Source organism: Paenibacillus sp. J31R120 (assembly GCF_056269225.1).
In genome coordinates this window covers 445,592-469,295 of the sequence record NZ_JBWDNN010000001.1, presented here as the reverse complement: position 1 = coordinate 469,295, position 23,704 = coordinate 445,592, and the positions used below count along the sequence as shown (strand labels likewise).

The 23,704-nt window shown below is 52.6% G+C and carries 21 protein-coding genes, 1 tRNA gene and 1 pseudogene; 6 read left to right on the top strand and 17 right to left on the bottom strand.

From position 1 onward, the window contains the following. Positions 1–11: 11 nt before the first annotated feature. Entirely contained in the window at positions 12–1,130 is a 1,119-nt protein-coding gene (locus tag AC0YNW_RS02125; protein WP_475830575.1) for a hypothetical protein, read from the bottom strand. Between the two features lie 352 nt (positions 1,131–1,482). Between AC0YNW_RS02125 and pdxR the strand changes: the two genes are divergently transcribed. Then, positions 1,483–2,916, top strand: coding sequence for a MocR-like pyridoxine biosynthesis transcription factor PdxR (gene pdxR / locus AC0YNW_RS02120; protein ID WP_475830574.1), 1,434 nt, complete (start codon positions 1,483–1,485; stop codon positions 2,914–2,916). 120 nt (positions 2,917–3,036) lie between these two features. On the opposite strand, the gene AC0YNW_RS02115 is transcribed toward pdxR, so the two are convergent. Genes AC0YNW_RS02115 through AC0YNW_RS02105 form a run of 3 tightly spaced genes read right to left on the bottom strand, consistent with a single transcriptional unit; the run spans position 3,037 to position 6,027 of the window. Beyond that, a complete protein-coding gene (locus AC0YNW_RS02115) occupies positions 3,037–4,011 on the bottom strand; it encodes a FecCD family ABC transporter permease (RefSeq protein ID WP_475830573.1) in 975 nt (324 codons plus the stop codon). Continuing rightward, a complete protein-coding gene (locus tag AC0YNW_RS02110) occupies positions 4,008–5,039 on the bottom strand; it encodes a FecCD family ABC transporter permease (RefSeq protein WP_475830572.1) in 1,032 nt (343 codons plus the stop codon). Before AC0YNW_RS02110 ends, AC0YNW_RS02115 begins: the two co-directional genes overlap by 4 nt. A 25-nt stretch (positions 5,040–5,064) precedes the next feature. Further along, entirely contained in the window at positions 5,065–6,027 is a 963-nt protein-coding gene (locus tag AC0YNW_RS02105) for an ABC transporter substrate-binding protein (RefSeq protein WP_475830571.1), read from the bottom strand. 277 nt (positions 6,028–6,304) lie between these two features. Between AC0YNW_RS02105 and AC0YNW_RS02100 the strand changes: the two genes are divergently transcribed. Continuing rightward, a tRNA-Leu gene (locus AC0YNW_RS02100) sits at positions 6,305–6,391 on the top strand. 265 nt (positions 6,392–6,656) lie between these two features. Here AC0YNW_RS02100 and AC0YNW_RS02095 read toward each other — a convergent pair. The 6 genes from AC0YNW_RS02095 to AC0YNW_RS02070 all read right to left on the bottom strand — a co-directional run bounded on the left by AC0YNW_RS02095 (position 6,657) and on the right by AC0YNW_RS02070 (position 10,073). Then, on the bottom strand, positions 6,657–7,628 hold the full coding sequence (locus AC0YNW_RS02095) for a hypothetical protein (protein WP_475830570.1): 972 nt from the start codon (positions 7,626–7,628) through the stop codon (positions 6,657–6,659). Further along, complete coding sequence (locus AC0YNW_RS02090) at positions 7,628–8,113, bottom strand: RNA polymerase sigma factor (protein ID WP_387472125.1); 486 nt, start codon at positions 8,111–8,113, stop codon at positions 7,628–7,630. The genes AC0YNW_RS02095 and AC0YNW_RS02090 overlap by 1 nt, the downstream gene beginning before the upstream one ends. 136 nt (positions 8,114–8,249) lie before the next feature. Next, on the bottom strand, positions 8,250–8,729 hold the full coding sequence (locus AC0YNW_RS02085; RefSeq protein ID WP_387472128.1) for a TFIIB-type zinc ribbon-containing protein: 480 nt from the start codon (positions 8,727–8,729) through the stop codon (positions 8,250–8,252). Between the two features lie 31 nt (positions 8,730–8,760). Next, on the bottom strand, positions 8,761–8,979 hold the full coding sequence (locus AC0YNW_RS02080; protein ID WP_387472130.1) for a hypothetical protein: 219 nt from the start codon (positions 8,977–8,979) through the stop codon (positions 8,761–8,763). A gap of 127 nt (positions 8,980–9,106) precedes the next feature. Next, positions 9,107–9,421, bottom strand: coding sequence for a hypothetical protein (locus AC0YNW_RS02075; RefSeq protein ID WP_387472133.1), 315 nt, complete (start codon positions 9,419–9,421; stop codon positions 9,107–9,109). A gap of 82 nt (positions 9,422–9,503) precedes the next feature. Next, positions 9,504–10,073 carry a xanthine phosphoribosyltransferase gene (locus AC0YNW_RS02070; RefSeq protein WP_387472135.1) on the bottom strand — a complete coding sequence of 190 codons (570 nt, stop codon included), beginning with the start codon at positions 10,071–10,073 and terminating at the stop codon, positions 9,504–9,506. 210 nt (positions 10,074–10,283) lie between these two features. On the opposite strand from AC0YNW_RS02070, the gene AC0YNW_RS02065 reads away from it, so the two are divergent. Together AC0YNW_RS02065 and AC0YNW_RS02060 are read left to right on the top strand one after the other, a co-directional pair. Further along, complete coding sequence (locus AC0YNW_RS02065; protein ID WP_475830569.1) at positions 10,284–10,949, top strand: hypothetical protein; 666 nt, start codon at positions 10,284–10,286, stop codon at positions 10,947–10,949. A gap of 112 nt (positions 10,950–11,061) precedes the next feature. After that, positions 11,062–12,108 (top strand): YkvI family membrane protein, encoded by a 1,047-nt coding sequence (locus AC0YNW_RS02060; protein WP_387472140.1) that lies wholly within the window; start codon positions 11,062–11,064, stop codon positions 12,106–12,108. 16 nt (positions 12,109–12,124) lie between these two features. On the opposite strand, the gene AC0YNW_RS02055 is transcribed toward AC0YNW_RS02060, so the two are convergent. The 3 genes from AC0YNW_RS02055 to AC0YNW_RS02045 form a co-directional block, all read right to left on the bottom strand. Next, positions 12,125–15,361, bottom strand: coding sequence for an AAA family ATPase (locus tag AC0YNW_RS02055; protein ID WP_475830568.1), 3,237 nt, complete (start codon positions 15,359–15,361; stop codon positions 12,125–12,127). Positions 15,362–15,406: 45 nt separating this feature from the next. Then, positions 15,407–16,699: a metallophosphoesterase family protein gene (locus AC0YNW_RS02050; protein ID WP_475830567.1), complete on the bottom strand. Its 1,293-nt coding sequence runs from the start codon at positions 16,697–16,699 to the stop codon at positions 15,407–15,409. A gap of 84 nt (positions 16,700–16,783) precedes the next feature. Next, the gene (locus AC0YNW_RS02045) at positions 16,784–17,923 is read right to left on the bottom strand and encodes a glycosyltransferase family 4 protein (RefSeq protein ID WP_475830566.1); all 1,140 of its coding nucleotides are present in this window, start codon (positions 17,921–17,923) and stop codon (positions 16,784–16,786) included. A 146-nt stretch (positions 17,924–18,069) separates the two neighbouring features. Between AC0YNW_RS02045 and AC0YNW_RS02040 the strand changes: the two are divergent. Together AC0YNW_RS02040 and AC0YNW_RS02035 are read left to right on the top strand one after the other, a co-directional pair. Further along, positions 18,070–19,241: pseudogene (locus tag AC0YNW_RS02040) on the top strand (GGDEF domain-containing protein). Positions 19,242–19,533: 292 nt separating this feature from the next. Further along, complete coding sequence (locus AC0YNW_RS02035; protein WP_475830565.1) at positions 19,534–20,862, top strand: extracellular solute-binding protein; 1,329 nt, start codon at positions 19,534–19,536, stop codon at positions 20,860–20,862. A 55-nt stretch (positions 20,863–20,917) separates the two neighbouring features. Here the strand turns inward: AC0YNW_RS02035 and AC0YNW_RS02030 are convergent, their stop codons facing one another. The 4 genes from AC0YNW_RS02030 to hprK form a co-directional block, all read right to left on the bottom strand. Continuing rightward, complete coding sequence (locus AC0YNW_RS02030; protein ID WP_475830564.1) at positions 20,918–21,178, bottom strand: hypothetical protein; 261 nt, start codon at positions 21,176–21,178, stop codon at positions 20,918–20,920. A 14-nt stretch (positions 21,179–21,192) separates the two neighbouring features. Next, positions 21,193–21,996 (bottom strand): PhzF family phenazine biosynthesis protein, encoded by an 804-nt coding sequence (locus AC0YNW_RS02025; protein ID WP_475830563.1) that lies wholly within the window; start codon positions 21,994–21,996, stop codon positions 21,193–21,195. Between the two features lie 86 nt (positions 21,997–22,082). Then, positions 22,083–22,535 carry a GyrI-like domain-containing protein gene (locus tag AC0YNW_RS02020; protein ID WP_475830562.1) on the bottom strand — a complete coding sequence of 151 codons (453 nt, stop codon included), beginning with the start codon at positions 22,533–22,535 and terminating at the stop codon, positions 22,083–22,085. A 219-nt stretch (positions 22,536–22,754) separates the two neighbouring features. Next, entirely contained in the window at positions 22,755–23,663 is a 909-nt protein-coding gene (hprK, locus tag AC0YNW_RS02015; RefSeq protein WP_475830561.1) for an HPr(Ser) kinase/phosphatase, read from the bottom strand. Between the last annotated feature and the right edge of the window lie 41 nt (positions 23,664–23,704).

Genomic DNA, 23,704 nt, shown 5'->3' with positions numbered 1-23,704 from the left:
CCTTCTTTCTATTAATAAGTGTACGCCAGCAGAGCCATTAGATTATCGAACGAATAGGCTTGCCCGGATACGGTATCGCCGTAAGCGCCGTATAACGGATGGCTGGTGTCCTGCACCTTGAACTCATGCATTCTCCGAATGCTGACATCATAAAGCTCCTGATCGTCTATCTCGGCCCCGATCATAGCCGTAATGGCGTAAATCGCGGTAGATCGCACATCATTCGTCGGCACACCATCCCTTGTATACTGACCATACAGATTCCCTTCAGCAACACGTTCCTTAATGAATTCGATGCTTGCCGCCTGATGACGCCCTGTCTCCGCCAGATGCAGAATCGTAAGCAGCGATTCCACCGTATTGATCCCCTCTGATGAATAGCTGCCGGCGCTATAATCATAACGGGTTTCATAGAATGGAAACGCGTCGGATAAATAGCCATTCTGAATAATGTCGTTCATTCCGGAGATTAGCCGCTCCTTCTGCTCATCCGGAATTTCCAGCAGCCGCAGTGTCTCCAGATCGAGATAACATAACGTAACAAAATCATTGGTCACGCGATACGCTTCATCGTAAAAGTCATACATTCGGCTGCTTTGCACATTATAAGTTATAAACCGTTCACCGTAAGACTTCGCTTCCTCCCGGTATTGGTCTGTGCCAAACACCGTCTCCGCTTCGTACAGCGCGCGAATAAGACGCAGATCGTCAACGGCTGCATTAAGTGTATATACCTTTTGATGTACAGGACTGTATCGGTAGCTGAAGCCGGTATCGAGATCAAACGTTGCCTTTGCTTGCTCCCATGTCCGATCGAAGGCTTCCTTCTGCCCTGTCCGGGCATAATAACGCAGCAGCATTCCGGCCGACTCGCTCAGTGCCTCATGTCCGGTTGCGGCAACCTCCGACTGGCCGGTGTCCTTCCAATTCGTATATACGCCATATTCGCCCGTCATCTGTTCGGCAATGAAAGTGTGCAGTGCTTGCGCTTCCTCCTTCCATTCAGCGGGCTGATGATCTACTTGAATCTCCTTCGATGGGGTGTCAGCCGCATCGCGTTCTGCAGCACACGCGGTTAACCCTGCAAGAAGAATGGAGATCATAAGTAGCAATACATTCCGTCTGTGCATGTGAAGCCATTCTCCTTACTTCATACACTCGCTATTATTTAACTCAAACAATTATTGAATGTTGAAATTTATCTATCACAATCTGATAGCCAATCTATCAATATCGTCTAGTTAAATAGAACTAGATTCCATCATACTATAGCTCTACAGAAATGTCGAATAATTGCCAGTTATTATATAACCTATCCAATTTTGTCGATAGAATTATACGGATTTACAAGTTTTGCTGGTTCCTAATCATTAATGGAACGAAGGACTTTCCCTTTTGATCATCTTCGCTCTGTGATACGATAAAATGACTTTCATCCGTCTATCTATCCTTCCAAAGTTATTTATAAAGTAGGTGTTCAGCATGTGGAAGCCCGATCGCGATAGCCCCATTCCTCTTTATCGTCAAATTGCCGATCATCTGCAGGAGATGATCGTACACGGAGAATATCCGCCAGGAAGCCCGCTTCCTTCCGAGCGAAAGCTCGCAGAACAGTTCGGCGTCAATCGAAGCACCGTCGTGCTTGCCTATGCCGAGCTTCGCTCCCTCGGTCTCGTTGAGAGCCGCCCCGGCAGCAAGACTCAGGTCAGCTCTGGCTGGAACCAATCCGCAAGCCGTACGCCGGAGTGGCACCGCTATGCCGAGAGTGGAGGCTTTCTTCCCAACCTGCCTTTTTTGCGGCGAATTCGGGATGCGCTGGCACAAGACGAAGCCATTATCGATTTTGCGAGCGGCAAGCTCTCCACCGATCTGTCGCCCATTCGGGAAATCAATGAGATCATGCATACCTGCACGTATCATCCCGACAATGGATCTGACGTTAGCCAAGGGTTCCCTCCCCTTCGCGAGGCGCTCGCAGCCTTTCTGGAGCGCAACCGTGGCATTCGGACCTCTCCATCATCCATTCTCATTACGAGCGGCTCCCAGCAATCGCTATACCTGATCTCGCAATGCCTGCTGTCTCACGGAGATGCCATCGCGGTCGAGACGCCGTCGTTCACCCGTTCGCTGTCCATGTTCCAATCAGCCGGGCTGAGAATCTATCCGCTCCCGATGGACGAGCACGGCGTCCGTCCCGAGAGCATCCGCGAGCTGTACAGCCGTCATCGCATCAAGATGCTTTTCGTCAATCCCAACTTTCAGAATCCGACAGGCACAGTGCTTCAAGCGGAGCGGAAGAAGCAGCTTTTGGATACGGCAAGCGAGCTGGGACTTCCGATTGTGGAGGATGATCCTCTCAGCCTGACGGCTTATAGCAACGACTATCCTTTGCCGATTAGGGCTGAGGATGCTTCATCCAACACACTGTACATCGGCTCTTTCTCCAAGATCGCTGCCGCTGGCTTGCGCATCGGCTGGATTGTAGCTCCCAAGTCCGTTATTGCGCGCCTGGCCGACGCCAGAAGGCAAATGGATATGGGATTCAGCGTCATCCCTCAGCAGATCGCTGCCTCCTTCATCGAGTCGCAGCTGTTTCAACCGCATATGGAACGGCTTCGCAGCCAATTGCAGCTTAAGCTGGATACTTTGGTTGCGGCGCTGCATCGGCATATGGATGGACTCGTTCATTTTTCGGTGCCGCAAGGAGGCATGCATCTCTGGTGCAGGGTCGTCCCCCAGGTCCATGACGGACGATTGCTGGACGAGGCGTTGAGGCGCGGTGTCGCTTTTGTTCCGGGGAGCGTGTACGGAGCCGAGCCCGGCTACATGCGGCTTACCTATGCGAGACCCCGGGCTGAAGAGATAGAGGCAGGGGTCGTAAAGCTGGCGGAGTCCCTCCGGGCAGTGATGGAATGACATGCAGAAACGATTAATCCCGCAAGAAAAGGGCAATGCCAGATCGTTAATGACCTGGCATTGCCCTTTGTTATGGTCTGCCGACTGCTTCTGTCCGGCAAGTCATCCTATTGTTGTCGGCTATTTGCCCTTGCGAACGAGCAGGATATACAAGAAATAAGGCGCTCCGATCAGAGCGGTTATAATACCCGCCGGTATTTCGAGCGGCGGATGCACGATGCGCCCCAGCATATCTGCCGTTGCGACGAGCACCGCCCCGATCATAGCAGCGACCGGCACGGCATACCTGCTGTCAGACCCGACGAGCAGCCTGGCCAGCGGCGGAACAACAAGACCGACAAATCCGATTGTTCCTGCAATGGCAACCGAGCTTGCAGCCAGACCAACCGCAATAGCCAGCAGGGCAATACGTGCAAGCTGTATACGCATGCCCAGACCCTTCACTGTATCCTCATCCAGCTGCAGCGTATTTAAGAGCCGATAACACATGAGCGTTAATAAAACGCCCACTACTGTCCAGGGCCAGAGCAGCTCTACATGCTGCCAAGAGCGCGCATACAAGCTTCCCTTCAGCCATACGAGCGCCTGAGAGGAGGTAAGCGCGAACTTGACGATCATAAAAGTGATGAGCGCCTGCAAGCCCGTCGATATCGCCACGCCCGTCAGGGCCAGCCTCATAGGGCGGATGCCTCCGCGCTGATACGAAACCAGATAGACCAGCGTCGCGGCCAGAATTGCTCCGGCAAACGCAGCAAGGGGCAGGATATGCGCGCCTAAATGCGGGAATACCAGCAATACGATTACAGCAAACAATCCTCCACCGGCAGAGATGCCGACAATATCGGGCGCGGCAAGCGGATTCCGGGTAATGCCCTGCAGAATAGAGCCCGAAACCGCCATATTAACGCCGACAAGTATGGCGATGAGAAGCCTAGGCAGACGGTACTTCAACACAAGCCATTCGCCAGAACGCAGCTCCTCTATTATATCGGCTACCGGTGTGCTGACTGCTCCAAGACGGAGGCTGAGCACAGCCACAACGAGCAGAATTACCGATAGCCCTGCCATTATAATCAGAAATTTGCTCCTTCTCATGATCGTCCCCCTTCTCTGCGGCGGCGGAGCAAATAAAGAAAGAAGGGTACGCCGAGAATAGCGGTTATGATGCCTACAGGGATATCCGCTGGATAGAACAGCCACTGCGCCGCAAAATCCGCGGATGCCAGAAGCAGCGCGCCCAGCAAGGCGGATAATGGGAGCATGATGCGATAGCTGATCCCGCCCAGCCGCCTCGCCATATGGGGCACGATTAACCCGATAAATCCGATTGGACCGGCAACAGCAACCGCGCTGCCGGTTAAGATGATAATAATGAAGCCTAATATCCCCCGGATGCGTCGTACATTGACACCCAATCCGCTCGCAATCTCTTCTCCTTGCATGAGCACATTCAGCGTATTAGACAACAGGAATGCGACAATGAGGACAGGAACGCCAAGCAGCCACACCAGATAATTATCTCTCCACTCCGCCCCGGACAGCTTGCCCGCCATCCAATATAATATTTCGGTAAGCTGGGTTTCGAACAATAAAATAATACCGGTCGTCAGCGCGCCCATGAAAGCACTAATCGCTACCCCAGCCAATATAAGCCTGGAAGGATCGCTTCCGCTAAAACGAGAAAAGAAGTAGATTAAGGTACCGCTTGCTGCTGCCCCGCACAGTGCCGCCATTAGAATGACATCCGCGCTATTGGCGCCCCCGATGACCATCAGCGCAATGACAGCAAAGCATGATGCCCCCTGGTTCAGCCCCATAATTTCGGGATCGGCAAGAAAATTGCGGGTCACTGCCTGCAACAGACAGCCCGCAATCGCCAGAGCTCCCCCGAGCGACACCGCAAGCAGCAGCCGGGGCATCCGAATATGCCAAACGGTATAAGTAAGCAGCACGTCCTGCGAATCGGCGGCAGGAAAGAAAAGCGGCTTCCAGGCAAAGCCGTTCACCTTGAACGTAACTGTCAGACAGGCCACTCCAACCAGCAGCAAGGCCAGGATGGCAAAAAGCAGCCGCAGGGAACCTGCTGACTGCAGTCCCCGCCGCTCTTTGTTCATGATGCTCATCTATTCAATCTCCTTACTTGCAAACCTATTCTGCTTTCAGATGGAGAAGAAGCTCGTCCAAGATATTGTTCGCTGCGATGGGCCCGCGGCCGCGCGCCCACAAATTACGGTCAACCTCGATAAAGTGTCCGTCCTTGACCGATTTCAGGTCTTGATACAGCGGATTGGCTTTCAGCTTTTCTGTGCTGTCTCCGTAGACCATAATATAGTCCGGATTGATTTCATGCAGACGCTCCAGCGTCATCTTGCTGCCTTCGCCCTTCCCTTCCAGCTTGGAAATTTCTCCATTGAAGGCATAATCGGCTCCGGTGCTGCTCAGCAGCGAACCGACAAAGGAGTCTTTGATCCATACCGTGAACTCATCGTCAAAAAATCCGGCAACGACAATGGAAGGCTCGCCTTCGATTTGTCCTTTCACATCAGCAATTTTGGCTGTCAGATCGGAGATGACTTTCTCCGCTTCAGCTTGCTTGCCCAGGAGTTCGCCGATGCTCTTGACGTTGTCCAGCACCTGCGTGTAGCTCGCGTCGTCGAATGCAACCGTTGAAGCGATGCCTTCAAGCTCGGTGCGAATCATGCTATGGCGATCCACGCTCGCGATGATCAGATCCGGCTTCAGAGATTGAATGACTTCCAGGTTAGGCGCCTTGCGCTCGCCGACATCGGTTACGTCCGCTTGAATCGAGCCCTGCAGGTATTCCGGGATCTTCGTTGTGCCTACACCGGCATTGCCGGCAGGCACGACGCCGAGGCTTGTTAATGTGTCAATAAAGGAGAAGTCCAGCGTTACGACCTTTTGCGGCACTTGGTCCCCTTCCCATGTTCCCCATTCATGCTTGATGCTGCTTCCCTTTGCAGCTCCGCTATCCACCGTCTTGCCTTGATTTGAGCCATTGCTTGCCGCTCCCGTGTTTTTGTCCGACCCACAAGCCGATAGCACTATACTGAACGCTAGCATAATGATCGCGAACATTTGAAACTTGCGCATACATTGCTCCCCCTTGGTTTCACCGTTAATGATTATTATTCTCAGTTACCGATTGTAATAGAAGGATCGCGCTTTGACATCATCCAGTTTTCATCAATCGATACCATCCAGTTAGTTTATGAGACTGAATGTACCGGCTTGCCTGCTTGTTTTAGCTGTTGCTCACTACATAAACTGGCCTTTATGACTTGGATTCATGCTCCTCTTTTTATATAAAAATAATGCTTGACCCGACTTTCTCATTGTGATATATTATTTCATGTTGACACAACAACATGCGGTCGTGGCGGAATTGGCAGACGCGCTAGATTCAGGTTCTAGTGGTGTAACAGCCGTGGAGGTTCGAGTCCTCTCGACCGCACCATCTTAACAACGGACAGCTCTTACGTTTCCTACCAAGGAAATTTAGGAGTTTTTTTGCATTTGGAATTCAATATCGTATTTGATGATTTCCCTTCTTCATGAGAATGGTTCGGCTTCCTCGTTGGCCTACTGTAACCGCTACTTCCCCACTTTCAAAATCGGCTGTTGATGGCCAAAAGTTTCCTTCGTGATAAGCGATCCCGTTCAGTATTAGAAAAACGCGATGACCGCCCCTCGGATCAGAACCGGCAGCGGTCATCGCGTTTTCATTTTAAAGCTGTTGGTTCATGGGTTATAACATCCGCTAGTTTCATCCCATTCCACAAAGCCTGGAAAGCTTGCTCCTCCACCTGGAAGAAAACCGGCGCGCCAACATACATCACATAGTTGCCCGGGAACAGCCACAGTCGCACTTCCGTTCCGTCTTCCAGCGTCAGATACAGCATCTTTTGCAGCTGCTTCTCCCGATCATAGATCCCTTCCGCATTCAACCGATCCCGGTCAAACGGTTTTGCTTCGTACAAAGCCGCTACAAATTGATCAATTATCTCATCTGCTGCAAGCTCCCCGTACTCCGGTTTACTGTAGTCCCAGGCATCAAAAGGCTGCCAAGCTACAGATTGTACACGATCCTTCAGCTTCAGCTTTCCAATCAGGTCTTCCCCTGTCCGAATCGTAATCCCATTCAAACACTCGTATAGTTCGGCATAGATCTCACCGTTCTCTTCGTGATAGGACATAATACGAAAGCTCTGGTCATATCCGTTCACCGCAAATATATCCGTTACTCCAATCGTGGAAGCCAGCTCTTCATAATCGGTTTTTTTGCTCCACTCGTCGATACCGCCCTTTGTCCGTCCGAGCCGCTCGCCGCGCAGCAGCTTGGCGTCGGCAGGCGTCATTCGGGTGCTCGTCTGCGTGTAGATATTGCCTTCATAGACGATCAGCCCGATCATATCTGCCAATGCGTTGCTTTTCTTCGGCAGCTTTATCTTGGGGATGACGACTGCATCCGATACGGGTTGTACAATCATATCCAGTGTATTCAAGCGTTCTGATCCATACTGAGCTACCGCCCAGACGACCAGGCATACCGCTGCCAAGGAAGCGGCACCATAGGTGATAAAGCGGCGTTTGCGCTTCTTCGGTGCGCCGACTGCCCCTTTAAGCCGCTCTTCCATCCCTTGGTCCGGCACTATCGATTCCATCGCATCTTGATAGTCTTGCCGATTCATCATTACACCTCTCCTTCCCAATCCAGCTTAAGCCGCTGCCTGCCGCGGTTCAGTCTCATCTTCGCCGCCGACTCGCTAATATGCAGGATGCCGGCGATTTCCTTGACGCTATATTCTTCATAATAATAAAGATGAATAACGGTTCTGTAGCGGAAAGGCAGCGCAAGCACCAGCTCCACTAACGGATGCGCCGGGCTATTGCCGCTGACATCCGGCAACTCCGCTTTTTTGACCACGCGTCTGAACCAGGCGCTGCGGCGGATATTCCGGCAATGATTCGTCATAACCCGAATTAGCCATGCCTTCTCATGCTCGTCATCCCGAAATACCGGAGCGTGGTACAGCAGCTTCATGAACGCCTCCTGCATCGCTTCCTCTGCATCATGCGGATGGCCCAGATGAACCATCGCCAGCTTATACAGCATAATGCCGTGTTTCTTATAGCTCTCTGTAAAATCCGCGCCCGGCCGGAGCGAGTTGCTATGCATAGTGGAGCCCCCTTTCCCTAAACACAACTATAGACGCCGATTGGTCACATTTCGATACAGAATAATCCCGTTTATACAAAAAAAGCTTTCCCCGCGACATACATCGCAGCAGAAAGCTTGGGTTGAACATTCCTTTTTAGTCAAACAGATCGCCGAATACGTCCAGCACCGTCTTTTTCTTCTTATACGGCCTGCCGTATTTGTCATAGCCGTATTGGCCTTGGTTTTTGCCGTAGCCTGCTTGCGGGTAGCCCTGGTTGTACGGCTGCTGGCCGGAGCCGTAACCGCCCTGTGGCTGTCCATAGCCTGGAGCGCCCTGCGGTGGTGCGCCATACCCGCCTTGTTGCGGCGGCTGCCCGTAGCCAGGCGCCGGTTGGGACGGCTGCCCCCCGTAAGCGCCGGGCTGTTGCTGCGCAGGATTGCCCGCTGCTGGATCCACATGCAGATGTTGCTCCATCCGTTCATAGTCCTGGCGAACCTCGCGAACGCCTTGCATCAGCTTCTCCAATTCGCCCCGGTCAAGCCATACGCCCTTGCAATCCGGGCAGACGTCGATCAGAACATCATCCTTGACGACTTCTCTCATGCGTACATCTTCGCATACTGGACACTTCATACGATCACTCCTGTTTTTGATCTACAAAGCTTTATACGGACGGCGGAGACATGCGTTCCTCCGAGATCGGAATATACCGGTAGGACCTGCTCAGCTTGACGACACGGCGGCTGCGTTTGCGTACCAGAACAGTAGTCTCGTCCCATGCAACGACGATCCCCAGCACGTCATTAGCCTCTATCTCGTCCCGCACAACTCTGACGGTCTCGCCGGATTGCCGGAATGCGTCCAATTGCTCCTCTGACACCATAGACGAACTTGTCCTCCTTCTCATGCTGTGTTACCAAACATGCTTACAAATTCCATTATACTAAAAAAACCTCGACATTCACATTATGCGAATCATCGAGGTTTCAATATGCTTTCTTGCCCTATCCTTATCCGACATGTTCCCGGTTCGTCTCGTACCATTCGTCCAGCACGCGCGAAGACATCACACGTTTGCCGATATATTCGGCTTGCTTCTCGGTGAACTGCTCCTGCCAACCGACAGACAACTCTTCACAAAGCTTCACGATTGTAAGCAATTCTGACCAGGCAACATAACGTTTGTACCAGAAAAACTGCGGATGCTCAATCATATAAGGGTACAGATCATCGAATTCCGTATGCTTGCAATCCAATGCTCTCTCAAAATGTGTCTTGGCATCGGTCAGTTTCGACTGTAAAAACTCAGCAGACATATTCCCCATCACTTGTGCCTCCCCTCGATCACTTACCTTTTATTATAAGCGAAATTATCGCCCGGGAAAAGAGTTTTACTACTGGTACATCTTACTCAAATTTGATTTCTCCATTGTCGAGCGAAGCGATTTTCACCAGCGACTCCACCCGAATGCCTTGCTCCCGCAGCGTTCTGGCTCCTGCCTGGAACGACTTCTCCACCACGATGCCCATGCCGACCAGCGTCGCGCCGGAACGCTCGATAATTTTGATCAGTCCGCGCGCAGCGTCTCCGTTGGCGATAATATCATCAATAAACAGCAATTGGTCGTCACTCGACAGAAATTGCTTGGATACCATAATGTCCGTGACTATGCCCTTCGTGAAAGAAGGCACACGCTCCATATAAACATCGGGATCCGCGATAAGGGTCTTCTTCCTTCTTGCGAATACAAGCGGCACGCCCAGCACGTAAGCTGCAGCGAATGCGGCCGGAATACCCGATGATTCCACTGTAATCACTTTTGTAATTTTCTGTTCCGCGAATCTTTTGGCGAATTCCTGTCCCATCTCCATCGTAAGCGCCGGGTCAACCTGATGATTGATGATGGCATCCATCCGCAGCACATCGCTCGACAATACCGACGACTCTTCCAATATACGTTGCTTTAACTTTTCCATTCGAAATAACCTCCGCCAAAAATTCCTTTTCGATAACGTACCACACGCAAGGCAAAAAGCGCAACCTGATATGTCCAGATTGCCGGCTATACGAATTTGACGCTCACTGACTCCCCGAAAGATGAGAACCATTTAATAGAGAAAAAAAGCAACTTTACCCCAGGTTGCAACGTTTATATATACATAGAAACAAGATTCGGAGGAGCGCATATGAACCTATTTCGGAACGCTCATCACTACCATAGATTACTGCTCGTGCCAGCCCTTGCGCTGACCGTCAGCCTCACGGCCTGCCAAAGCCCTGACAAGCTGGGCGAGAGCAAGCCGCAGCAGAACGAGAGCATCGTCATCGACAGTCCTCAGAAGTCTTATGACGAGAAGAACGGAGCAACAGCTCCGCCTGCTACGCATCATCCGGACCGCGAAGCTTCGACGGAAACCTCATCACTGAACAAGACTGGACCCGGAAATTCCGGCAAGCCCGATGAGTGGAGCTTGGACGAGCCGCGGCTGAAAGGCATTGCGATTGGCGACAGCAATGAGGTGATTCACCGCTACTTCGGCCAAGCGGAGGACAGCTACCATCTCGAAGAAGAAGCGGAATCCATACACGTACTGGAGTATGACGGGTTCTCCATTGGCCTTGATCAAAGCGGCTTTGTGCATTTTGTCGAGGTATTCGGAGCCGATACGCTGGCCGGCCTCAGCGGACTTAGAATCGGCGATGATCCAGATAAGGCGCTGAAGGAACTGGGCAAGCCCGATTCCAGATCCGATTATCTCTTTATCTATGACGCCGCAGGCGCCACGCTCAAGCTGGACGTCAATCCCGATCGGGACGAAATTGTCGCAATGAAGCTGATCGCACAGGGTTAAGCCCGGAAGTATCGGAAGTTGCATATGGAATTTTCCAATAATTATGTCATGCCTGTCCCCCCTTGGACATACCTTCTTAATAGAGAAGGCAGTCGATCGGAGGAAGGGTACGATGCAGAAGCGGACAGGCAAAGTATTGCAGATAGCTTCAACCTATATGGGAACCATTGTTGGTGCAGGTTTTGCCACCGGACAAGAAATTTTGCAGTTTTTTACAAGATTCGGCTACTGGGGATCGTTAACAATCGCTTTGGCAACCGTCCTGTTTATTTGGCTAGGTACCAAGATGATGCTAATTGCCAGCGAGATTCGCGCGCGCTCGTACGAGGATTTGAACAAAGTGCTGTTCGGTGATCGATATGGGCGCCTGATCAGCCATTTCATGCTCGTGATTCTGCTTGGCGTCACCGCTGTGATGCTGGCAGGCGCAGGCACAATCTTTTACGAACATTGGAACATTTCCTATCAGGCTGGTCTCCTCATTACGATTGTGGCCAGCTTCTTTCTTCTGCGCAAAGGCATGAAGGCGATTCTGACCGTCAATGCGATCGTCGTGCCCGTTATGCTCCTATTTACCGTGCTGGTTATGATCGACACCTTCCGGACACCTGGCTCGGACAAGTTCATTACCCTTGTCACCGATTATTCGCCTTGGGCGGCATGGGCCTCCCCTTTCCTCTATACCGCCTTCAACCTCTCGCTGGCACAAGCTGTGCTCGTCCCGCTAGGCGCAGAAATTCGCGATCGAAAAACGATCGTTATCGGCTCTTGGGTCGGTGGGATCGGCATCGGCTTTATGCTGCTTGCCGGCCATATCGCCTTGTCCGTTCATATGCCCGGCATTCAGCAATTCGCAATCCCCATGGGCGGAATCGCCAGACAGCTGGGCCATTATGTACAATTCATCTATATTTTCCTCATCTTCGCCGAAATTTTCACTACCTTGATCGCCGATATATACGGCTTGACGCTGCAGCTGCAAGAGCGGATGAAATGGTCGCGCGAGCTGCTGACGCTTGGCGTGCTGATCATCTGTTATTTGGCCAGCCAGATCGGCTTCGGCCCTCTGCTCTCGACGCTGTATCCGCTATTCGGCCTCATCAGCCTGGGCTGGCTGGTGCTTATTATACGCAAAAGAGTCGCCTACCGACGAACGTAGGCGACCCTCTAAGGAGCTATCCGCTAACTGCGACAGCTGTATCGAGACCAACAAGCTTGGCTCCCGGACAAGCGGCCAGCAAGGCATCACGGGTATGCTCCTGGCAGGTAAAAAATACAATCTGGCGCTCTTCGGACAGCTCCGCCACTAATGCGGCGGCAGCCTTTAACCGGTTGCCGTCGAAGTTGACAAAGAGATCGTCCAGCATGAGAGGGAGCTTGGCAGCTTGCGAGGACTCCTTCGCGAGTGCGAGCCGCATGGACAGATAAAGCTGCTCAGCCGTCCCGCGGCTTAAGAAGCCGCTGTCCAGCACCGTGTTCTCCCTGTCCTCGACCCGAATGCCTGAGCGGCTTGGATCGGCGCTGACTCTCACATAACGGCCCTCCGTCAGCTTGTTCATATAAGAAGAAGCATGGCGCAGGACGATCGGCTGTTTCTCCTGTTCGTAGATGCGCTTCGTACGCTCAATCAGCGATTTGCTTACCGATAAGACCGTATAACGCTCCATATCAGCGTCAAGTCCGGCCAAAATCATCTCGCGCTCTGCAACCAAACGCTGGCGCTCTCCTTCCTGCAACAGCTGCTCCATTGCCGCGCCTAAAGCGCCCTTTCGTTCCAGCAGCTCCTGATGAGCCTGAATCAATCCGGCCTCTTCCTGCCGCAGCCCCTCCAGACGGCTCAATATCCTCTCCTCATCAGCATGAGTTAAAAGCCGTTCCACCTCTTCCCATTCCTCGCCTGCAAGACCCGCCGTAAGCTCCAATTGGAGCCTTCGTCCCTCATCTGCAAGCCCCGTCCATAGACGAAAATGCTCAAGAACGGCCGCATATTCCGCTTCCAGCGCAAGCCCCGCTTCACCGATCGCCGCGCTAATCGCTTGCCCAATTGCGTCAAGCTTGCTCTCTTCATCAGCCAGCTCCAGATTCAGCTCGCGCACCCGCGCCTCCAAGACTCCGGCTTCCCTACGAATATCAGCATGCCTCCTGCACTCGGCCAGCAGCGCTTGCAAGCCAAGCGCCGGATCTTGCCGAAGCAGCCGCTCGGAAGATTCGACACCTTCGCATAGCTGCACTGCTTTTTGCTCATACCGGGACAGCTCCTTGCACGACTCTTCTCGGCGTATCGTCATTCGGTCGTAACGCTTCAGCTGCTCAATCGCCGACTCAGCGAGCTCGAAGACTTCCAACGCCGCCGACGGTGACAAGGTGCCCGGCAGCGACCGTACGGCCAGCCACTCTCGCCATTGCGCGGAGAAGTCCTCCGAACGCCGCTTCAACTCGCCCGCCGCAGCCGCGCGCTCGCTGGCCGATTCCCGGTGGCGCGCCAAACGGCTCTCCGCCTCGTCATGCTTCATGCACCAGATCTCATATTCACCTAAAGCTTCAATACGATCCTGCACGTCTTGCCGGATCATCGCGCGGAACATACTGCCGGAATGGCTTAATAGGCTTTGGCGAAACTGCTCCAGAAACGCCTCCGTCCGGCTGTCCGCCTCCTTCGTCATACCGGCAAACGCCTCGCGCACCCGCTGCTCGCCTTGTCCGACCGGACGGCGGCGACCTCTCCCGCTAGCTGAACGAGCCTTGGAATCCGCAGCCGAGCTTCTAGACCGCAGACTAATCATTAAGCCAACGAAAATCCCGCCCGCTCCGACAGAGGCTGCCCCGCCAAGCAACGTCGCTTCGCCCAGCCAGCCAAGCGCGGATGCGCCGCCAAGCACAATAGCGGATATTGCCGCAATTACGGCCCCAGCCACCCCTTTGACCGAAGAAGCCTTGTGAGCTCCGTAAGTGCCAGTCTGATCGCCAGTATCTGGTCCAAGCTGAAGCTCCCACTCTCTCAGTGCATCGTCCAATTCATTCCAGGCTGCCATCAAGCTGTTCTTGGAGGTTGGATTGAATGCGAATCGCCCTTTCTCACTAGGATGAAGAGCTCCTTTCGCCTGTTGCATCCGAGTTTTTGCTTCGTGTTGCTGTGTAACCATTTCTTTCTCCTGCAGGCGAAGCGCATCAAGCTCGGAGGCCAGACGTTCCTCTTGCCGAAGCAGCGAATGTGCACGCTCCTGCATCGTGCGCGCGAAGTCGCGGTCCGCAATGGTTACGTTCAGTTCACGCAGTTGACGCTCGGTCCACTCTGGCGAGATGCTCATGACCAAACCGCCGATTGTCTCATCCAGCATCCCCAGTTCGTTATCCCACTCCGACACTTGTTCCTTTAATGCATGCATTCGCTCCGCGGACTGCAGCGCAGCTTCCGTGTCTACCGTCCTGGCAATCAAGCCATCGTCATAACTTAAATCAGCTAGCTGGCGCTCCAGTCTTCCGGCCTCCTGCTTCAAGGCATCCCTTTTCTGTTCAGCCTCCTGACGCTTGTTCAGCCATTCATGCCAAGCCTGCTCAGCTCCGAGGGGAAGCGATTCCGTGTAACGATACTTCTCCGCCTCTCCCACCGCCTGACACATACGCAGCCAAGCCGACCTGGATGCCAGCGCCTTCTGCGTATATCTAAGCTGCAGCTGCAACTTTGGCAGTCGATCAGCTATAGCCTCCAGCTTCTGCACAGCTGCTGCCTCATGTTGCTTGCACTGATTATAGCTTTCTATGCCGTCTTCAAGCCGTCTCCATTCCGCCTCAAGCTGCTCCAGCTTCCGCAGGCCGGCATTCATCCGCTGGTTGGTCCCCTTGGGCTTGAACAGCTGCTCCAGCTCCTGAGTAATTTCTTTCTCAGCAGCCGCAACCGCCCCGCCGCTCTCCCAACCAGCCTCATAGAGATGACGGCCAAGCTCTGCACCTGACAAAATGCCCACTTCCTGAAGCTCCGTCAACGTTACCGCAAACAATCCCCGGAACAACCGCTCCTGGATGCCGCCCAAATATTGTCCTTCCCATTCCTGCTGTTCCATCATCCGTTCCTCAAGGCTTGCGGGCTCATAGGCCGTTCCCCAAGAATCGGACGCTTCTCGCAATCTCGGCTTGCCGCCCGCTTCATCCGCATGCCGGAGCACATAATAGGATTTCCCCATACCATCGCGGAACAACAGCCGCCCGCCATGCCGTCCCCCATACAGCGGTTCAGCTCGAAGAGCGGGATAAGAGCGGCGGGCAAAGCCGTACAGCATCGTTCTCAAAAAACCGAATAACGTGCTTTTACCCGCTTCGTTCGGTCCATATACGACGATAACCGGCGCATCCAAATCCAGGCGCCGGTTATGAAACCTTCCGTATCCATCTATGAAAGCTTCTTGCAGTCTCATTCCGCTGCCTCCTACCTGGCTGGATTAAGGACATCTCGCTTGCCGTTAAGTACGGCGATTATGTTCATCATGTCCGGCAATGAGTCCCAAAGTCAGTTCCTTCGCCTGCTGAAGCCATTCCTTCTGCGGCGTATCCCACTTCTCCCGGCCAATCCGATTCAGCCTGGGATGATCGGTCATATCCGCAACCGCTTGTCCAGCCAGCTCCCGCCATTGCTCCTCGTTCTGGAGGAGTCTTGTGCTCAGCCGGAGCAGCTCCCCGGCAAAGCTGTCTTCGTGCTGCAAGACCTGCCAATCGATCGGGGTACTCGTAGACGACGACAACCCGTAGACATAAATCCAGCGCCCGTCTGACAGCTTAGGCCAGCTCTCTTGCAGTTGTTCAAGCCATGCTGCCAGCGATGCAGGCTGGCTAACCGTCCGGTGAAGCTCCCCGCTGCCTGTCAGTCGCAGCCGCAGCATCAAGGAAACCCCTTCTTCCTTCTCTTCGTACTGTGCCACTCTCCGTTCCAATACTCGCAGCAGCTCTTGCTCCGTCACGATGTCTTCGATCGATACCTCTTCCTCTAGCCATCGCACCTGGTCCAGCGGCATAAAACGCATATCCACTTTTCTTGCTTCCGACACATCCACCACATAACAGCCTTTGGCCCCGGTTTCCTTCGGGTTCCGGCCTTGAAGATTGCCGGCATAAACAATATGCGGGTATTCGTGCAGCAGCTCACGCTTATGGATATGTCCGAGAGCCCAATAATCAAAGCCGCTGCCAATCAACCCCTCAAGCGTACAAGGCGCATAGGGGTCATGCGAAGCATTGCTCCCGACGTTGCCGTGCAGCAGCGCAATATGATAAGGCGCTTCGGGCGCTGTCCGATAAGCAGCAGCCAAATTGCGCGTCTCGGCACGCTCCCCGTAAGACATGCCGTACACATACGCAGCCAGCTCACCTGTCCTCCGGTAAGCCGGTATCCCAGACGGCCTGGCCGCGCCAAATATATGCACATTCGGCGGAAGCTCCATCTGAGCCCGCTTGCCGCCCAGATGATCATGATTGCCGTGAATGGCATAGACCGCTATCCCCTCCGCTGCAAGGCGCTTCCATTCCTGAAGCAAGGACAGCTGCGCGCGCAGGGAGCGATCGGCCTCGTCGAAGAGATCGCCGGCAATGACGATAAAATCCACTTCCTCCGCTATCGCAAGATCCGTCAGCTTCCTCAGGGCGGCGAAAGTCGATTCCGCCAGCCCTTTCCTGACCGCTTCCGGCGCCTTCGACAGCCCCTTGAACGGACTATCCAGATGCAGATCGGCTGCGTGAATGAACCGAAATGACACACTCATACCGTCACCAGCCTTTTATTATGCAAAAATAATGATATGGATTTTGATTAATCAGAAGCTGCTCCAGCAGCAACTAACAGGCAGCTACTCGGGTTTGACTCCCGCATTCACTTCGTTGTATACCTTCTTCAGTTGGGAGATAACGCGCTGCAGCGAATATGCCTTTTTCGCCTTGTCCCAGCCGGATCGGGCTAAGTTATAGCGATATGTTGGATCGACTACCACCTTCTCCAGCGCATCAGCAAGCGCACCCGGGTCTTCAGGCGGTACAAGCAGGCCGTTCACACCATCCTCAATCTGCTCTGCGATGCCCCCGACATTCGTGCCCACAAGCGCCAGCCAGCATAATGCAGCCTCGGCAAATACCGAGCCGAATGCCTCAGCGCGCGAAGGCAATACGAACACGTCAAAAAACGGCATGAACTCTTCGGGATGAAGCATGTAACCGTAGAAGATAATGTCGTCATACAGATCGAGCTTCAGAGCCAGCTCCTCCAGCTCTTCGCGAATGGGTCCGTCGCCAATAATATGAAGCACGAACGGATGACCTCTGCGCTTCAGCTCCGCACATGCATGAAGCAGCACATCGATCCCTTTGGCAGGGACAAGACGGCATACCGTAATTAATTGCGTCACTTCATTCTCATGAGCGATCGGCTTGAATCTTTTCTCATCAAAGCCGTTCGGGATCACTTTAATGCGCTCGGCATGATCGATGTACGGAGAAATATAGGTGCGGAACGATTCCGATACGGTCATCAGCTTGTCGGCCTTCAATTCCAACTCACGGTATATGGAAGTCAGGAAGCGGTGCTCTATGCTGCCCTCTTTAATCTTGCCATTCAGCATAAGCTCTCGCTCATAGCTGGAGTGAAGCGTCATGACTAGCGGAGTGTCGGGAAACAGGTCTTTCATGACCATTGCGGCGATGGGATGATGCGCATGAATAATATCGTAGGGCTTCTGGATGCGCATACGCGTCCACCATACGTAATCTTTATAGGTTTGGATATATTTATCGACGAGCGGATTGCCGATATAAGGGGTATGATCGAATGTTCGGAACGAGACCTCTTCCTGGCCTTTGTTTCTGACCCGCTTCGGGAGGGAGAATAATTCCATCCCCCATCCCAGCTTGTGGAAGCGTTCCTGAATGTAAGGGATCATGGACGATACGCCGCCGGGCTGTTCCGGAGGAAAAAACAACGCTTGCAATATATTCATTTGTTCCAGCTCCTGATAGGTTCTGAAGCGGTGATCGCTTCGAATGCTCGTTAACTTCTAGCTTCAACATCTACTGAAATATGATATAATAGAACGTATGTTTCTGTAAAGTTTGCTACTTATCCTACAATATTGGTGGTCGGACGATGACAATCATGCAATGGCTGACAGGCCCGAACGGACAATTGTTTTCCTCTTCATCAGTAATCGTCATTCTGATTCTGATGCTCTTCATGTCAATAAAGCTATACGTAAGCTATCGCAACAAGCATACCTACAGGCTGCTTATCACAGCCATAATGCTCAGCATTGTGCGGCAAGGCGCATTAGTTGCCCTGGCGTTCCCGGGATGGAATCTCTCGCCGTGGCTCTACTTGCTGTCGGATGTGCTGCATATTGTTTCATTTATTATTATAAACTTTGTGTTCATGAAATTATATACTTACCGTTCCGCGCAGCTTCGGATTGTTCCGTTCGCCCTCATGTCGCTCGCCACCGTAGGTTTGGCGGCCATTCAAGTCGCCATCCAGCCGTTCGAGGGCATGGACCGGACAGCGGGGGACTTCGCCTTCCCGATGCTTGATGTGTACAGCATCGTCGTTACCCTCATTATATTGCTTGCAACGCGAAGCGCCGACATGAACAGCAAATATTATACGGGGCTTGTCGTCTTTTTCATCTACGAGCTGGCACGCATCGCCGAAGGCTACGTATTCCACGGGTCCCAGCCATGGCTGATTCTGCTTTCGATGCTGATGCCGATTCTATACTTCTCGCTGCTGTTCATGCTGTTGTTTGAATGGGTCATTGAACGGCTGATGTCGACCTATCAATCTTCGATCGTCGACGGCTTGACAGGGCTATACAATCGTCGTCACTTTCATTCCAAAGCGGAGGGCTTGCTTGCAAGCAGCAAATCAGTGGCTGTCATCTTCTGCGATATCGATAACTTCAAGAAGCTGAACGATACGCAGGGCCATCACAAAGCAGACGGAGTGTTGAAGCGCGTAGCCGAATCATTAAAGAGGAATCCAGCGGCATCGGCGCTGCCGGGCGGTACGGCGGTGAAGAGTTGCTGGCCTGCATTGGCACGGACCGCGTCAAGCCGGAGATCGTCGCAGAATCGATACGCAGACGCGTAGAAACGGAGACGATCGTCACGATCAGCGTCGGGTTCAGCACCACCAAAGACACCTCCTCCGTCCAGGAGATGGTCAAGCTTGCGGACGAGGCCATGTACTACTCCAAGACCAACGGCAAAAACCGCGTCACCGCCTATAAAGCGATTCCCGCTTCCAGAAAGGGAATGAGTGTATAACGAAGACAGGGAAGTATCCGCATGGTTGATCCATGCGCGATGCTTCCCTTTTTTGATACAAGCTCAGTTATCTTACCGATGGTCTGTTTGTATGAGCGAGAATGAATAGGAATGAGGCATCCCTATTATTTCGTGCCATTGCTCCGTTACAAATCCACTCACTACGCCCTCAATATGTGAATTTTTACATAATTGTGCAACAAAATAAGAGCTCGTACCGTTCCTATACATAGATTAATTCTATATACTAGTGCTTCCATATCATGAATGGATGCTCAAGGAGGACATGGCATTGAACAGATTTGGTAAGATAGGGATCGCTTGTTTGCTTCTGCTCGTATTTCTTGCCCAGGGCTGCTCTGCGATAGGAATCGGCAAGAAAAAGCCGCCGAACATAACCGTCAAAGTAATCGCGGAGCCATTGGAGCGATTCACCAGCTTCGAGCCTTTGCTGCGAGAGAAATTCCCACATATCACATTTGAAGCGATAGACCCTATTAAAGAGGTAGGAGAAAATGTAAATATTTCGCCTCAGGATCAACTGAAAGCAGTCATTGCACTCGTAGAGGATACGGATGCAGATCTTTTTCTCAACCTTTCTCCGGATGCTTACATAGAGGAATATCCACTGCTTGATCTGGCTCCATTGCTTAATGTTTACGGGATTGAACTAAACAATCATCAAAAAATACTGGCCGACCAAGCAACAAGACCCGATGGCACCTTGACTGAATTGTCTCCTACGTTTAATAAACGTGTATTGTTTATAAATGGGAAGCTATTGCGCGAACTCAATGTGGATGAGCCGGAAAGTCCGATGACTTGGGAAGCATTCAGACAAGCAGTCTCATCGGTCAAAGAGCAGTATCCCGAAGTGAAAAGTTATATGGCAAACTTGCCGCAATTCTCAGGTTTAGTATGGGTCGGACGCACGATTATGGGCTGGAACGTCGTCGAAGATAGCCAGTTGACGCTGGATCGTCCGGAATGGCGACAATTGTACGAACAGCTGTATGAGGATGGAATGAAGGAAAGTTTTTTAGAAAACAAAACATATTCCCCGCGCACCTTTGACAATACAGGACTATTCATCTCCGGAGCCCATTATATCCGAGAACTGATGAATGGAGGTCTATCGCCGGAGGACTGGTCGATCGTCGAACTGCCGCGCGACCCTATGAACCAATACCGTGTGCCGATCTCGGCAACGAATCCGTTTGCCATCCATGCGGAGAGTGAATATATCGACGAACTGATGCAAGTCATTGCCTATCTCATGAGTGAAGAAGCGGCCGCGCGGATTGATGCTGAAGTGATTGGCGGGATTGGAGCCAAGGGCTTTGGGGCGACGCAGAATCCATTTGGTTTTGTCACCTATCCGGATGCGGTTTCATTTAGTCCCTTCTCGGCTGACGTGATCTTCGAGACGAACGGCGCTGCTCCGCCTCTATCGACTGTTACCTTTACCGGTGAAGCGTATTGGCAACTCAGCAATGTGTTCGCGGAGCAATTCGAAGCTGTTGCCAAAGGCACCATAACGTTCGACCAAGGCTGGGAGCGCGTCCAAACAGCTATTCAAGAGATCAACAGCGATCCGAGCAACTTTACCGCTGCTGATTAGCCAGCGTTACACGCCTGGCAAGCTCGCTGTTGCGCTGTAAGCCGAGAAACTCGGCTTACAGCTGCTTTGCGAGCTCGGTTCGGCTCTCCAAGCCGAGAAATTCGGCTTGCAGTTGCTTCGCGAGCTCGGTTCGGCTCTCTAAGCCGAGAAACTCGGCTTGCATCTGCTTTGCGAGCTCGGTTCGGCTCTCTAAGCCGAGAAATTCGGCTTGGAGCTGCTTCGCGAGCTCGGTCAGGCTCTCTAAGCCGAGAAACTCGGCTTGCAGATGCTCTGCGAGCTCGATCCGGCTCTCCAAGCCGAGAAATTCGGCTTGCAAATCCCTTCCCAAGCTTACTCTGCAAGCTCGCCTCGAAGCACCGTGACGGCTTGTCCGGACAGAAGGACGCGCTCGTCCTTCACCTGTACGCGAACGTAGCCGCCACGTTCGGATGCTTGGTAGCCGGTCAGGTCATTCCGGCGGAGCCTCTTGCCCCAATACGGTGCCAGCGCGCAATGCGCCGAACCCGTCACCGGGTCCTCGTTCACGCCGATTCCGGGGAAGAAAGCGCGTGAGACGAAGTCGTAGCTTGCGCTCTCTCCTCTCTGAGCTGCCGCGCTTGTCACAATGATCCCTCTGGTCTGCAACATCTTCAGCAGTTGAAAATCCGGCTGCAAGGATCTTACCGTTGCTTCACTATCCACCTCGATCAAGTAGTCCATCCGATTACGGCCGACATAACGCGGGATAAGTCCGAGCGCTTCAATCAATTCCTTCGGCGCCGTTACCGGCTCTACCGGTTCAGCAGGAAAGTCCATATTCGCCCACTCCCCGTCCCGTTCCACCGACAGGATGCCGCTTTTTGTATGAAAGACAGCCTTTTCACTCTCTGAGAGCACGCCAATATCCCATAATGCATGAGCGGCCGCAAGCGTCGCATGTCCGCACAAGTCGACCTCCGCCTTTGGCGTAAACCAGCGCAGCCTGTACCCCTCATCTCCTGCCCATACAAAAGCCGTCTCCGACAAGTTCATCTCCGCTGCAATCTCCTGCATTCGCAAGTCCGGCATCGCCCCCTCCATTACACAGACAGCCGCCGGATTTCCTTTAAAACGCTCATTAGAAAACGCATCTATAATATGCAAAGCCGTTCCCATGCCACGACCTCCTTTTCTTATGTAATCAGCATCCATTTCTCTATAAAAAAGAAAAAGAACCTGCTTGTCGCAAGCTCTTCGTAGCTTTAGTCTTTCAGCGGAATCAGAAGCTCGACCGGCTCTTCCTCCCAATGCTGCTCATCGATATAGAACAGCTCCAAGGAGACGGCTTGCTCGTTCTTCTTAAGTCCCTTTTCGTTCATCCAGGCATGCAATTGCTCATACCCTTCGCCAATCCGCTTATTGGAGCTTGCAACCATGGCATAGCGGTGGCCAGGGATGGTGAGCTGCACCATGCCTTCCGGCACTTCATCCAGATGTTGAACCTCATAGCAAGCCCAATACGTAGCAAATGCTTCATTCCCAAAGTTAGGGCTGTACAGCACAGTCGACTTCACATTATCGTTCAATTCATGCTTTCTGGCGAGAAACTCGGTCTGCAGCCGGATCGCTTCATCCGGGAAGGATGAATACGGGCCGCAATAACTGATTCCAACGAGTTGCAAAGCAGGCTTGATGACAATCGAGCAGTTTTCCACGCTTTGTTCCTCCTTAACGTTTTGTCGAACAAAACCGGTGTCGAAGGGCATTGGCTGGTATCGGACAGTTCTCTTGCTTGGCTTCATCACCGGAACGATACCGTAGGATGAGCTTTCACAACGCTAGTGTAGCATGTTTTCCCAATTAAAGGATAGTTATTTCGAAAATAATCATTTGAAACCTTCGTGAACGAACCTGTATTCGGCTAAAATCAAAATCTAATCACATTCCAGCCGCTTCATGAAATCTTCAACCGCGCTATAACCTTGCTGCTTCAAATACCAGTTATTCGCCGCCGCTTCGATCAAGCCCGCCACATCGCGGCCCGGCTGCAGCTGAATTTCAAAGTGAGGAATTTGGACACCCATATAGTCCACAAATTGCGGCTCCAGCTCCAGGTCGTTGTTCAAATCGTTTTCGCGCCACCTAGTCAGCTCGATATCAATTGTTATACGCGTCTCGTCCTGGAATGCCTTGCGGCCGTACAAACGGACCACATTCACGAGCCCCACGCTTCGCAGCGCAAGAAATTCCTTCGACTTCTCGTTGTGGCTGCCCAGCAGCGTCTGCGAGCTCAGCTTCTTCAGTACCACGATATCATCGGCGACAAGCCGGTGCCCGCGACGGATCAGCGTATGAGCGGTCTCGCTTTTGCCAACGCCGGACTTGCCCCGCAGCAGGATGCCGATGCCCGATACGTTCAGACAGACGCCGTGTACGGCGATCTCGGGCGCAAGCTCCTTCAGCAGATAGGCATCCAGCATCCCCACAAAAGCGGCGGTAGGCTCTTGCGTCCGAAGCAGCGGAATACCCTCCTCCACGCAATGCTTCGTCAGGTATTTCAGCCCCTCCTGACCGGAGGTCACAATAAAGCATGGTGGATGATACTTGACGATATTGCCGATATGGAAGTTGCGTTCGTCCTCCGTCAGACGGTGAAGATACGTAATTTCTTTTTTGCCCAAAATTTGTACATGCTCCTGCGGGAAGAAATCAAAGTATCCCATAAACTCCAGACCCGGCCGGTAAGCGCGCGCCTTCATGATATTCCGATCCAAATGCTCGGTGCCTACAAGCACCTCAAGGTTAAAGCGCCTGGCCAGCTCCTTTACGGCAATAGACTTCATGTTCCCGTCTCCCCTCTACGCTTACAACGATTCTCCCCGCT

Bases quoted from the DNA above. Each gene is read 5' to 3' on its own strand.
- AC0YNW_RS02060 (WP_387472140.1), top strand. From the start codon at position 11,062: ATGCAGAAGCGGACAGGCAAAGTATTGCAGATAGCTTCAACCTATATG.
- AC0YNW_RS02055 (WP_475830568.1), bottom strand. From the start codon at position 15,361: ATGAGACTGCAAGAAGCTTTCATAGATGGATACGGAAGGTTTCATAAC.
- AC0YNW_RS02125 (WP_475830575.1), bottom strand. From the start codon at position 1,130: ATGCACAGACGGAATGTATTGCTACTTATGATCTCCATTCTTCTTGCA.
- pdxR (WP_475830574.1), top strand. From the start codon at position 1,483: ATGTGGAAGCCCGATCGCGATAGCCCCATTCCTCTTTATCGTCAAATT.
- AC0YNW_RS02090 (WP_387472125.1), bottom strand. From the start codon at position 8,113: ATGCATAGCAACTCGCTCCGGCCGGGCGCGGATTTTACAGAGAGCTAT.
- AC0YNW_RS02065 (WP_475830569.1), top strand. From the start codon at position 10,284: ATGAACCTATTTCGGAACGCTCATCACTACCATAGATTACTGCTCGTG.
- AC0YNW_RS02025 (WP_475830563.1), bottom strand. From the start codon at position 21,996: ATGGGAACGGCTTTGCATATTATAGATGCGTTTTCTAATGAGCGTTTT.
- AC0YNW_RS02105 (WP_475830571.1), bottom strand. From the start codon at position 6,027: ATGCGCAAGTTTCAAATGTTCGCGATCATTATGCTAGCGTTCAGTATA.
- hprK (WP_475830561.1), bottom strand. From the start codon at position 23,663: ATGAAGTCTATTGCCGTAAAGGAGCTGGCCAGGCGCTTTAACCTTGAG.
- AC0YNW_RS02050 (WP_475830567.1), bottom strand. From the start codon at position 16,699: ATGAGTGTGTCATTTCGGTTCATTCACGCAGCCGATCTGCATCTGGAT.
- AC0YNW_RS02080 (WP_387472130.1), bottom strand. From the start codon at position 8,979: ATGGTGTCAGAGGAGCAATTGGACGCATTCCGGCAATCCGGCGAGACC.
- AC0YNW_RS02110 (WP_475830572.1), bottom strand. From the start codon at position 5,039: ATGAGCATCATGAACAAAGAGCGGCGGGGACTGCAGTCAGCAGGTTCC.
- AC0YNW_RS02115 (WP_475830573.1), bottom strand. From the start codon at position 4,011: ATGAGAAGGAGCAAATTTCTGATTATAATGGCAGGGCTATCGGTAATT.
- AC0YNW_RS02045 (WP_475830566.1), bottom strand. From the start codon at position 17,923: ATGAATATATTGCAAGCGTTGTTTTTTCCTCCGGAACAGCCCGGCGGC.
- AC0YNW_RS02085 (WP_387472128.1), bottom strand. From the start codon at position 8,729: ATGAAGTGTCCAGTATGCGAAGATGTACGCATGAGAGAAGTCGTCAAG.
- AC0YNW_RS02070 (WP_387472135.1), bottom strand. From the start codon at position 10,073: ATGGAAAAGTTAAAGCAACGTATATTGGAAGAGTCGTCGGTATTGTCG.
- AC0YNW_RS02095 (WP_475830570.1), bottom strand. From the start codon at position 7,628: ATGATGAATCGGCAAGACTATCAAGATGCGATGGAATCGATAGTGCCG.
- AC0YNW_RS02075 (WP_387472133.1), bottom strand. From the start codon at position 9,421: ATGGGGAATATGTCTGCTGAGTTTTTACAGTCGAAACTGACCGATGCC.